General features: G+C 34.9%; 9 protein-coding genes. 6 read left to right on the top strand and 3 right to left on the bottom strand.

Going from position 1 to position 11,660, the window contains the following annotated elements; genetic code table 11:
- Positions 1 to 384: 384 nt before the first annotated feature.
- From IPK91_08045 to IPK91_08035, 3 genes are read left to right on the top strand one after another with little or no spacing between them, the layout of a single operon-like run.
- Positions 385 to 1,548, top strand: a complete 1,164-nt coding sequence (locus IPK91_08045; GenBank protein MBK8297213.1) for a T9SS type A sorting domain-containing protein — start codon at positions 385 to 387, stop codon at positions 1,546 to 1,548.
- Positions 1,549 to 1,553: 5 nt separating this feature from the next.
- Positions 1,554 to 3,140, top strand: a complete 1,587-nt coding sequence (locus tag IPK91_08040) for a hypothetical protein (GenBank protein ID MBK8297212.1) — start codon at positions 1,554 to 1,556, stop codon at positions 3,138 to 3,140.
- Positions 3,141 to 3,190: 50 nt separating this feature from the next.
- Positions 3,191 to 4,456 (top strand): PQQ-like beta-propeller repeat protein, encoded by a 1,266-nt coding sequence (locus tag IPK91_08035; protein ID MBK8297211.1) that lies wholly within the window; start codon positions 3,191 to 3,193, stop codon positions 4,454 to 4,456.
- 64 nt (positions 4,457 to 4,520) lie between these two features.
- On the opposite strand, the gene IPK91_08030 is transcribed toward IPK91_08035, so the two are convergent.
- Positions 4,521 to 5,117, bottom strand: coding sequence for a hypothetical protein (locus IPK91_08030; GenBank protein MBK8297210.1), 597 nt, complete (start codon positions 5,115 to 5,117; stop codon positions 4,521 to 4,523).
- A gap of 6 nt (positions 5,118 to 5,123) precedes the next feature.
- Positions 5,124 to 5,540 carry a BrxA/BrxB family bacilliredoxin gene (locus IPK91_08025; protein MBK8297209.1) on the bottom strand — a complete coding sequence of 139 codons (417 nt, stop codon included), beginning with the start codon at positions 5,538 to 5,540 and terminating at the stop codon, positions 5,124 to 5,126.
- 193 nt (positions 5,541 to 5,733) lie between these two features.
- Between IPK91_08025 and IPK91_08020 the strand changes: the two genes are divergently transcribed.
- The 3 genes from IPK91_08020 to IPK91_08010 all read left to right on the top strand — a co-directional run bounded on the left by IPK91_08020 (position 5,734) and on the right by IPK91_08010 (position 9,944).
- A complete protein-coding gene (locus IPK91_08020) occupies positions 5,734 to 6,993 on the top strand; it encodes a DUF5103 domain-containing protein (GenBank protein ID MBK8297208.1) in 1,260 nt (419 codons plus the stop codon).
- A gap of 109 nt (positions 6,994 to 7,102) precedes the next feature.
- Positions 7,103 to 8,524 (top strand): TolC family protein, encoded by a 1,422-nt coding sequence (locus tag IPK91_08015; protein MBK8297207.1) that lies wholly within the window; start codon positions 7,103 to 7,105, stop codon positions 8,522 to 8,524.
- Between the two features lie 4 nt (positions 8,525 to 8,528).
- On the top strand, positions 8,529 to 9,944 hold the full coding sequence (locus IPK91_08010) for an efflux RND transporter periplasmic adaptor subunit (protein MBK8297206.1): 1,416 nt from the start codon (positions 8,529 to 8,531) through the stop codon (positions 9,942 to 9,944).
- 42 nt (positions 9,945 to 9,986) lie between these two features.
- Here the strand turns inward: IPK91_08010 and IPK91_08005 are convergent, their stop codons facing one another.
- Positions 9,987 to 11,501, bottom strand: coding sequence for a GH3 auxin-responsive promoter family protein (locus IPK91_08005; GenBank protein MBK8297205.1), 1,515 nt, complete (start codon positions 11,499 to 11,501; stop codon positions 9,987 to 9,989).
- Positions 11,502 to 11,660: the final 159 nt, after the last annotated feature.

Here is an 11,660-nt window from a genome sequence, read left to right as displayed (position 1 = left end):
TCAGTACATATTATTTTATATAATATGTAAAAATCAATTATTTAGTTAAATAGATATTATATAAATATTAATATGTTAAAGTTTGAAAATAAATCATAACAAATATTCGTTTTTTTTTTTTTTTTTTGTTATTATATTTGTCTTAGTAAAACAATAACAATATATATATAAAGTCAATTGATAATTGACGGAATTTATGAATGATTATTCTTAGGAATAACCATTAATGCCTTTGTCGAAATTTTAATTTATTGAATATCAATTTTAAATTATTGAATTGATAAATAGAATAGCCATTGAATTCTAAATGAATTTGTATTTAAAAATGGTGTTCATGATATTCTGTCTTTGTTGAGCAATATTATTAACTATAAATTAGATATTATGCACTTAAAAATTCTAAAACTAAAAAGATTGTTCTCTTTAATGTTGATACTTTTGATAGGGCCTATAGCGGTTTTGTTATGCTCATTTATAAGCAGGATTAGTACTCCGGATATTCCATATATTAAACAGGTTGAGTATGATGAATTAATAACAACGGATTTTGCAATTTCAAACAATACAATTCTTGATTCATTTGAGAACCTCGATGTAACAAGAGTAAGGAATTTTTTGCAGTATAAAAAAGTGACAATTAGAATTGAACTTGACTCATCAATGACGGTTATAAATCAGTATTACGAACCGGCATTTAATCCTGATAATTGGTCAACAAAAGTATTCAAGAGTATTTCTAATAAATTGGGCACTTTTTTATACGATACTAATGATGTACTAATCTATACATCTTTAAATGAAAATGGTATTACTAATGTGTTTGATGATGAGCTGTTTGATTTAAATGGTTTTGGAAAAGAAGACTCAATTCCTTCGTATCAAACGGTAATTTCCAATGGGTATATGTTGGAAGGTTATAATTTATTGGAATTGGATAGCAATCGGTATATAGTGTCCAATGATTCGATTGAGTATGTTTTTGATCCAATAAATCAAACGGAAGAAACCAGATATTATATCAATGATAGTCTTGACAATATCTTTTTTGAAAGAAAAATGAAGCTTGAGAATGGTTTATATATTCCTTATCAAAAAATAAATTTCAGTTACATCCAATTAGATTATGGTGGTATACTTAGAAAGGCTGAGCGTTCAGAAATTTCAAACTATAAAATAAATGGGCTAAGCTTAGGAAGTCCCATGCAGTTGTTAGGAAAAGATAAATCTAAAGAAATTAAACAAGAAATTCCTTCAAATTTAAATATTCAAAGATTTTCAGATAATGAAATATTTCCAGTTTCAAAAATATTTGTGTACCCAAATCCATCGAATGATTTTATTTGGATACAGTTACCACAAATAGCCAATTTAATAGATGTAGGTGATTTAAAAATTAGTAATTCAGAGGGCAAACTATTTTATTCTGAAAGTAAATTGAATTTCATTAATTCTATTAAAATCAACATTCAAAATTATCCAGAGGGTATTTACTTCATTGAGTATAAAAATACAATGAATCAGTTCAATAGTAAATTTATTAAATTATGAGTATCATGAGAAATTTCATTCTATTTTATTTTGCAATAAATTTATTTAATAACAATTTCTTGTTTAGTCAATCTACACAAGGGAGCAATACTTTTAACAATAATGTTGGAATTGGCTCTAGTTCAAACCAGTCATTTGTGCCAAACTTATATAATAATGGAACTCCAGCAACTGAGAATGATCCCACTACTGATGACGAACGGTGGGTATTTTGGATTCATGGACTTAATGGTGATTTAGGCACATGGGCAAGAGCCAAAACGGCCTCTTCTGATTTTGTGAGTCCCTTATTAGATCCAAGAAAAATGAAGGGAGATCTTGCAGATTATGCCGATATACAGAATGGAGGTACATTATTTGAAGCAGGCGCATATGTAAGAGATCAATGGATGGAAACCAGAAGAGCTCAACAATTGGCATTGGGTGAAGACCCAACAAGGAATTTTATGGTTTGCCACAGTCAAGGCGGAGTTGTAGGCAGAGCAACTATGCATTTGGACTTATGCTTAGGTAATAAAAGTAAAGAGGATTTGGCTTATGGAGGTCTCGTAACTTTTGGATCCCCACATCAAGGGGCCAGATTACTTAATAATCAAGCTCAATTTTTTGATTTAGCAGATGATCTATGTAAAAATTTATCAGCGGGTCCAATCAGTGAAAATAGTATCCTTTCCTTTAAAATTTGGATATTCAGAATAAATATAAATATTTATGAGTATATAAAGGATTTAGTTCCAAAAATTTGTGAAAGTTTAACCCAGGATATTTTACCATATTTAACTGCTCAACAGACTCCTTTTATAACGGAAAGTTATAAAGTTGGGGCAGCTCAATTACAATCAATTAATGGATGTGAAGATCAGGAATTAGCTGAAATTCCAAAAGTAGCTTTTTATGGAGTTGAACAAAAGGATGGATTAATGTTTAGGACATTAAAATATTTTAATATACCAGTCGGGCAATCAGATTATTTTATGGCAGACCCTGATCAGGATGTAGTCGATAAATTTAATGATAATTACTTGAAGTATGTTGCAAAAGTAGAAGAGCATAATGCGAAGTATCTTTATTGGGATAAATTATATAAAGATGGGAACTGTCATACATTTTTCAGATACCCAAGTTATGATTGTAAACGAATTAGAACATTTAGAGATTATTTTTTAAGAAATCGCCAAGAATTTCAAAAGGGTGTAGAAGTTCTATCTCGCTTGGATGATGAATATAAAAAAATTATTGGAGCATTGGAGTTTGTAAGAACACAACAGTTATTTTGTCTTTGTCTAAATAAAAATACAAATGAAGAATCCAAAACTGCTATTTCTAATCCGTCACAATGCATTACACCTGGATATCCTTGGATATGCGGGACAGTTACAGAATCTACTTACAATCGTGTCGAGAAGGATTCCGATGGAGTCGTTTTAGCCGAATCCGCATCTAACCTTCCAGGAGGTATTACAAATGGTCCAACCCGATTAATGGACAAATCTTCTCATATGCAAATGCGGAATGACCATAATACCGCGGCAAAATTAAAGTTATTGTATAATGGAGAATTTGACAAGTTTTTTAAGACCGCTCCAAAGTAATTTTAAAAGATTATAGAAATTATTTTAATTTTGTTAAATGCATATATTTTATGAGCAAATTTATAATCTTATTTATTGTATTAGGGATTTTTGCAGGTTGCGAATTACAAGAGCCACCCATACCTCCTGGACCATGTATTTCTTGTCCGGGAAAAGATACTTTTAAATTAGATCCAAGTTTAAATTGGCAGGTTTCCATTCATCCAGATTCTGCTTCCGATTTTATTGAGTCTGGGATGGTAATTAGTCAAGGTAAGTTAATTTACATTTCAGAATTTTATTTACCAGTGCGCCCAATTGTTTGTAGAAATATTGCGGATGGTAAAGAATTATGGAGGTGGATTGATCCGGATGGAAGACTAGCTGGAGGAGGTGGTAGAAACAATACTGGACTTAGAGAAAATTTATGGGTCACCACAGAAGCTCACAATATTATTCTAATGAATTTAGAAAGCGGTCTGCTCCATAAAAAAATCAACATAGGTCAAGACAATGCGGGTTCTCCAAGAAGCAGAATTAATGGAAATTGTTTATATCATACATTCACTTCTTATCAGAATGGTGCAGATGAATATATGGTAAGAATCAATTTAGACCAACTTACACAATGGGATACAGTTTTTAAAGCCACGAAGGAGGATAAATTTGAACCATTTTTGGAGCCGCCCTCTTTATGGATTAATCCTCAACTAGATTCATGTTTAGTTTTTTCATTGGGATTTTATAATTTTAGTAATCATCAAGCACGCGAGCGGTTTATTGTTTATAATTTAAAAAAAGACGAACTTGAATGGACCATTGAAGATTATGTGGATGAAGGTCAATGTTCAACAAATCCAATTTTAATTCATGAAAATAAAGCCTACGTGCAGGGACAAAGGTCTTTTCATTGCATAGATTTATTGCAAAAGAAGGAAATCTGGAAACGTAATTTTTATAACAATGGTTACAATCTGAGTTTTTCAATCTGCAATGCAATTATTGCAGAAGGCATGTTAATTACTAAAAGTGAACAGGAAGATATCCGCGCTTTGGATTTATTGACTGGTCAAACAATCTGGGAAAACCTAAATACAGGAGGAGCAAGTCCATATAATATGGAATATTTTAAAGGCAGAATTTATTTTGCCGGAAGTTCAAAAATCTGGGGAATCAGGGCATCCGATGGGCATACCGATTGGGTGTACAGTTCTCCAAATGAAAAAATCAATTCAAATGCAGGGTTTATCTCAGGAGGCATTGTAATAGATAAAGAAAATGAAGCAATTATTTCTAATGATAGTTATTTTATAATGTCTATTAAATTACCCAAATAGACAAATAAAGTTAGAATCAAAATGTTAAATGGTATTTCCTTTTGCTAATTGAAAGAACATCTTTTTATTTCTTCCCCGTCTCCTTTTTCATCAATTCAATTTCCGCTTTCATTTCTGATTTGAAAGCTATAAAATCTGCGGCAATTTGCGGATAAATTTCAGGTTTGGTGTCTTCATCAAAACTGGCAATAGATGCCAATTTTGTGAGGATGTTTTTTTCATTCTTAACAACCGTAATGTAATTGCTTAAATATTCAGATTCTACTTTTTTAGCCATGATATCGGCTTTATTGACCCGGTTGATCTGATCTTTCAATTCGGGGTTATAAACTTTAGGTTGGTCTTCTGAACTCACTGTTGTTGGTGGCATCAGGGCTTTGCTTCTGGATGAAACCCGGTTGCTTAATTCGCTGTGTTCTTTTTGAATGCTTACCAATGTTTTACTAAACAGCGAATTCATATAATCCGGATTGTTGGATTTAATGGCCTTATTCCATTCCTTGATCTGTTTATCCAGGTTTTTTACATCCTGCATTTCTTTTTTAAGATCTTTCTTGCTGTATTTTATTTTTATAGCATAAGAAGAATCTTGAAAATTCGTATTCGCAACTAAATGACCAACAAAAATGCTGGCTAAAAGAAATGGGAGTATAAAACGCATGGTATATTAATTGCAATATTGAGAAAATGCAGCACTGAGGTTATCGGCAATCATTTGTGCAGAGCGACCCTCTATCTGATGTCTTTCTAACATGTGCACCAGTTGGCCATCTTTAAACAGGGCAATGGATGGAGAAGAAGGAGGATAAGGCAACAAGTATTCTCTGGCTTTAGCAACGGCTTCCCGGTCCACACCCGCAAAAACGGTCACCAACTGGTCTGGTTTATTTTCATTGTTAAGGGCAATGCGTACACCCGGACGGGCATAAGCGGCTGCACAACCACATACTGAATTGACAACCAACAAAGTGGTTCCTTTTTGTTCCTTAAAGGCCTGGTCCACAGCTTCAGCACTTTCTAGGGAATTAAAGCCGGATTCAATCAGCTCTCGGGTCATTGGGATGGTTAATTCTGGTGGATACATCATAAATTGTTTTATTCAGATAGCTTTAAACGTTAAAATGGGCTGCTTTGTTCTATTTTTGATCCATTATTTCTGCTCTAAATGGGACAATTTGAAGCCATGGAGTCCTAAAAAAAATACCAGAATTGCAGTTTTTGTCGTTTAATTTTCTAATGAATTTCGATCGTCTGTTGTCCCATAATAAATTGAATTGATGCGTTTTACCCTGATCCTTGGTTGCTTATTGGTTTGTAGTCTGATTGGAAATTCACAGCAAACAGAATTTGATTTGAGTCCGCAGGATACCGTTTATGACAATCGGGTAAAGACCATTCAATTTTACAGATATAAGCCGGAAGAAGAATTAATGCCTTTTCTTGTTCTGAATGTCAAGGAGCATTTGCAGTTAACTTTTGATATGCTGGAAGGATCTCCCAGTGAATTGTATTATTCTTTCTTTCATTTTGATCAAAATTGGCTGCCAACAGATTTGCGACCTGAAGAATACTACAAAGATTTTCAAGAGCAACGAATTACAGAATACGCTTCCTCCAGAAAGACCATCATTCCGTATATCCATTATACCTTGCGTGTGCCCAGTGATGGATTTTTGGTCAGTGGAAATTATTTAATCTGTGTATCAGATCGTTTTAAAAATGTTTTATTCACACGGCGTTTTTTTATTTCTGAAAATAAAGTTCTGGTGAGCTTGAAAGTGAAAGATCCTGTTAATGCAGAAATTTACAGAACCCATCAGGCATTGGAACTTGCGATCAATACGAATAAATTGGCCATTCAAAATAACGAGCAGGAATTGCAGGTTCAAATATTCCAAAATGGTGATCCCAATACACGCCTGGTGCGGAATAAACCAAACAGCGTATTGGGTGATTTATTTTATTTTAATAAACCGGATGATATTTTATTTTCGGGCAAAAAGGAATTTAGACACAAAGACATTCGTACAATTCAATCCACTACCCAGGATATTTTATTTTGGGACGAAATTGACCAGGTGTATCATTGTTGGTTAAAGACCGATGAGGTCAGAGCGCAAAAATTATATTTATCGGATGATGATATCAACGGACGGTTTTTAATTTTAAACAGGGATCAGGATCAGGCAGAAGTCACTTCTGATTATTTTAAAGCTCATTTTACATTAAATAGGACGATTCCTTTTGATGAGCCCGTCTATGTTTATGGTGGTTTGTCGGATTGGCAATTAAAACCGGAATTTAAAATGGAGTACGATCCCAGTCGCAAGGCTTATTTTGCTTATATCTGGTTGAAAATGGGCTATTATAATTTTATGTATGCCCTGGAAGATGACAAGGGTAAACCTGATACCGGTCCACTGGAAGGCGATTGGTACGAAACTGAAAACGACTATTATGTGTTGGTTTATTATAAAGTCTTAGGCAGCCGCTATGATCGATTGTTGTTTATTGGGGAATTTAATTCCAATCGATAAGGGCGGTCCATCCTTAAAAGCTGGTTTTTCGTCCGAAATATTCGTTAATTACTCGATTCTATGGACGAATGCTTGTAAACTCCTTTAATTTTGCTATCATTTTATATAAATGCGCTATACCTATTTAATCTTATTTAGTTTTCTGTTTCAGGGACTTCAAGCTCAGGAACAATGGAATCTCGCCAGCTGTGTTGAACATGCATTAAAAAACAATGTAGGCTTGCAACAAAGCAAAATTTCAGTCGATGAAGCGGCTTTGACTGTAAAAGAAAATAAACACAAGCAAATACCGGATTTAAATGGAAGTATCAATGGAGGGATCAGCTTTGGTCGAAACATAGATCCAACCAGCAACAGTTTTACAACCGAAAATATTATTTCTGCCAATTATACATTGGCCTCCGGTGTGACTTTATTTCAAGGCGCATTGATTCGCAATTCGATAAAACAAAGTAAACTGAGCCTGGATGCAAGCACCAAAGAATACCAGCAAGCAACCAATGATCTTGCTTTGACCATTGCGACCTATTATTTAAATGTATTATTGAATGAGGAGCGATTGGAAATGGCGGAAAAAAACACTGAGAATGTTAAACTGCAATTAATCCAAATGGAAAAAATGATCCAGTCGGGTGTTAAACCGGAAGCGGATGCCATTGAAATTAAATCGCAATTGGCCAGAATGGAACAAACACAAGTCAGTGCAGAAAATGGATTGGATATCGCTTGGTTGACTTTAAAGCAAGCGATGCGATTGGATCCTTCAAAGAAATTGCTTTTAGAACGTCTTACTGAAGAGCAATTGAATGGCGTTCAACTTGAAAATTATACTTTCGAGTCCCTATCCGAAACAGCTGCGCAATCCCAATCAGGCTTGCAAGCTGCCTATAAACGATTGGAGGCAGCCAGAATGGGCGAAAAGATTGCAAAGGCTTTGTATTATCCTTCGCTTTTTTTAAATGCAAGTATTGGTTCCCGTTTTTCAGATGCTGCCATTAGACCCTTAGATTACAGTACTTCCAGAATTTTAGTTCCAGGGATTTACATAGATGGAAAATCTGTATTATTCGAACAAGATTATCCAACAGTTAAATCAACCGAGGTCATTCCATTTAAAGATCAATACGATCAATTTTTGGGATATGGAGTCGGATTAAATTTGAATATCCCAATTTATAATCAGCGAAGTACAAAAACGAGGGTACAAAAAGCAGCATTGGCTACTAAGTCGTCTGAGCTGCAAGCTGAATTGCAAAAAGAAAAATTAAATCAAGATGTATACCAGGCGATTGCCAATGTCCGAGCAGCTAAAAAAGAGTTTGAAGCATCCAAACGCGCTCTGGATGCAACGAGCTATTCCGCTGACAAAACGCAAAAGCGATTTGAGCTGGGACTTGCAAATGTATTTGAATTAAATTTGAGTCAAACAAATTTGCAAAATGCACAAAGCACCCTGGTCATTGCAAAATATGATCTGGTTTTTAAACAAAAGGTTCTGGATTATTATGCCGGAAAACCAATAAAACTTTAAACGTATGAATCAGAAAAAAGGCCTGCGCTGGTGGTGGTGGTTAGCAATTATTTTAATTCCAGTTTTAATTGTTGCTGCTGTTTTTAAAGCAAAAAGCAAACCAAAAGGCGAAGAAGTTAATTTGGAAAAAGTACAAATCCGGGATCTGGTTGAGACAGTTACAGCAAGTGGTAAAATTTTTCCTGAAACTGAAATAAAAATTTCATCGGATGTTTCGGGGGAAATTGTTGAGCTGTATGTTAAAGAAGGTGACAGTGTAAAAGTGGGACAAATTCTGGCTAAAGTCAATGCAGATGCTTATACCTCAGCAGTGGAAAGAAGTTCGGCTGGTGTTAACATTGCACGTACACAAGCAAGTTCCAGTGGCAATTCCATTGAAAATGCGAAGCAACAAAAGACACAAGCAAAATTGCAATATGAGAATGCAAAAAAAATGCATCAGAGAAATCAGCAATTGTTTAAAGATGGAATTATTTCTTTAGCAGACCTTGAAAATTCGGAAACTACTATGAAAAATCTGGAAGCAGGTTTTAAAGCTGCAGAAATCATGGTTGAAAATGCAATCAAAGGATCGGAGTCTGCTGGATTTCAAGTAAAGGATGCTGAGGCCTTGTTAAAAGAACAGCGCACCAATTTAGGTCGAACGATTATTAAAGCACCTGCAACCGGTATTATATCAAAATTAAACGTTGAACGCGGTGAACGGGTCGTTGGAACCATTCAAATGAGTGGGACGGAGTTAATGCGCATCGCAGACCTGCATGCAATGGAAGTTCAGGTTGAAGTAAGTGAGAATGATATTGTGAATGTAAAAACGGGTGATGAAGCAACTATTGAAGTAGATGCATATCAGAATAAAAAGTTTAGCGGGCATGTGACCGAAGTGGCAAACAGTGCAAATAATATCAGTTCGATAGCAGGCAATTCTTTATCAACAGATCAGGTTACTAAATTTGTGGTTAAAATTCGCATTGAGAAATCATCCTATGCAGAATTAGTTGTAAATAATCGGGCACCGTTTCGACCTGGAATGTCTGCAACTGTAGAGATCAATACCCATGAAGTTAAAAATGTTTTGAGTGTACCCATTCAGGCAGTCATTGCTTATGATCCCAATGAGGAAGTGAGGAAACAAAAAGAAAAGAATGACCGGGAAAATAAAATTCAACAGCCAGCAGCTCAGACGGAAGCAAAGGAAGTTGATGATTCACCTTATCGGGAAGCATTGTTTGTGGTGCATGGCGATACGGTTTCACGAGTTGATGTAGAAATTGGGATTCAGGATGAAAATTACATCGAAATTAAATCAGGAATTTCTGAAGGAGATGAAGTGGTTATTGGACCCTATGTGGCATTATCCCGCAAACTTAAAAATGGTTCGAAGATTCATCGAAAAGTAGAAGACACTAAGAAAGAATAAATTGTCAGTAGGATCTTTTAAGTAGTTGTCTTTAAAATGAGATTAGATAAATTTTTTCAATTCGTCCAGATATTCCCGATGATTGGCAAGTCTGGGTACTTTTTGTTGAGCGCCAATTTTATTTCGTGATTTCATCCAATTAAAAAAAGTTGATTTGGGAGCTATTGATAATTTTAATCGTTCAAGAGCCAGATCATTGAAACGTTTGGCTTCGTAATCGGAGTTGACTTTCTTAAGATTTGCATCCAAAGCTCTGGCAAAAGCATCCGGATCTTTTGGGTCATTTTCAAATTCAATAATCCATTCATGTCCGCCTTTACCGGAACCGGTTAAGAAAATTGGTGCTACAGTATATTCTACCATGTTTACGCCAAATTCTGCGCAGGTTGTAGTTAATGCAGCATCGGTATTGGCAACCATCACTTCTTCACCAAATACATTGATAAATTGTTTGGTGCGTCCGGTAATCACAATTTTGTATGGATATTTTTGAGTAAATTTTACTGTATCTCCAATTTTATATCGGAACAAACCGGAATTGGTGGTTATGACCATTGCATAATTTTTATCCAATTCCACCTCTTCAAGAAAAATTGTTTTTGGATTTTCTTTATCCCATTCTTCCATTGGAATAAATTCATAAAACACGCCATTGTCTAATAAAAGCAACATGTCGTGTGTGGATTTGTCATTCTGAACAGCAAAATATCCTTCAGACGCGTTGTATGTTTCAATATAAGTAAAAGAATCTGACGGAAAAAATTCACGAAAAGGTTCGCGATACGGAACAAAACTTACAGCCCCATGTACAAAAACCTGCATTTTAGGCCATACTTCAAGCATGTGTTGTTTTCCCGTTTGTTCTAATATTTTTTTAAATAACACAACGGCCCAGGTAGGTGTTCCGGCTACCATTCTGATGTCTGCATGGATGCTTTCTTTGGCAATGATATCCAGTTTTTTTTCAAAATCCGGAAGCAGGGCGATTTCTTTTTCTGGAAACAGCCGATTCACTGCAAGTGGATTAATCCGTTGATAAATAATCGCTGAAACATCACCTACCGTACTTCCAGGAAACTCTGGTAAATCGGAGCTATAACTTCCAGAAAGTAAAATGCTTTTGCCTTCTATAATTTTGCAGTCTTTGACATTGTCATAAATGGCTGCAAGCAATCTCCACCCTCCTCTGGTGTGACAATCTTTATGATTTGGATCGGTTATAGGAATGTATTTGCTTTTATCGCTGGTAGTACCGGATGACTTTGCATAATATTTTATTCGCCCAGGCCATAATACATTTTGTTCTCCGGTCATCATCCGATGAATATCATGTTTTATGCTTTCATAATCTTGTAATGGAAGCATGTTTTTCCAGTCTGAAGTTTTTTTATACTTATTAAATCCATATCGAATTCCCCATTCAGTCTGTTCGGTTGCTTTGACTATTTTTTTAAGTTGATTACTTTGGACTTCAATAGGAAATTCCATGAATTTCTTCATTTCTGAACGTGGAAGTTTCAGATATTGACTCCATAAGACATTGAGAAGCTGACTCATTAATTTACAAATGCTGAGGGCAAAAATAGTAAATAGAGAGCGTAAGGAGAATGGTGTGCAAAAAAGAAACATAATTTATTGATAATCAGTAATGTATATCAAAGAGGAACGAATTCTCGCAGAGACGCAAAGACGCAGCGAAGAGGAATTTACTCAAAG

This window comes from Saprospiraceae bacterium (assembly GCA_016712145.1).
GTDB lineage: Bacteria > Bacteroidota > Bacteroidia > Chitinophagales > Saprospiraceae > Vicinibacter.
Note: the sequence above shows the minus strand (reverse complement) of the source record. Positions and strands in the feature narration are given on the sequence as shown.

Bases quoted from the DNA above. Each gene is read 5' to 3' on its own strand.
- IPK91_08045 (MBK8297213.1), top strand. From the start codon at position 385: ATGCACTTAAAAATTCTAAAACTAAAAAGATTGTTCTCTTTAATGTTG.
- IPK91_08040 (MBK8297212.1), top strand. From the start codon at position 1,554: ATGAGAAATTTCATTCTATTTTATTTTGCAATAAATTTATTTAATAAC.
- IPK91_08035 (MBK8297211.1), top strand. From the start codon at position 3,191: ATGAGCAAATTTATAATCTTATTTATTGTATTAGGGATTTTTGCAGGT.
- IPK91_08030 (MBK8297210.1), bottom strand. From the start codon at position 5,117: ATGCGTTTTATACTCCCATTTCTTTTAGCCAGCATTTTTGTTGGTCAT.
- IPK91_08025 (MBK8297209.1), bottom strand. From the start codon at position 5,540: ATGTATCCACCAGAATTAACCATCCCAATGACCCGAGAGCTGATTGAA.
- IPK91_08020 (MBK8297208.1), top strand. From the start codon at position 5,734: ATGCGTTTTACCCTGATCCTTGGTTGCTTATTGGTTTGTAGTCTGATT.
- IPK91_08015 (MBK8297207.1), top strand. From the start codon at position 7,103: ATGCGCTATACCTATTTAATCTTATTTAGTTTTCTGTTTCAGGGACTT.
- IPK91_08010 (MBK8297206.1), top strand. From the start codon at position 8,529: ATGAATCAGAAAAAAGGCCTGCGCTGGTGGTGGTGGTTAGCAATTATT.
- IPK91_08005 (MBK8297205.1), bottom strand. From the start codon at position 11,501: ATGAGTCAGCTTCTCAATGTCTTATGGAGTCAATATCTGAAACTTCCA.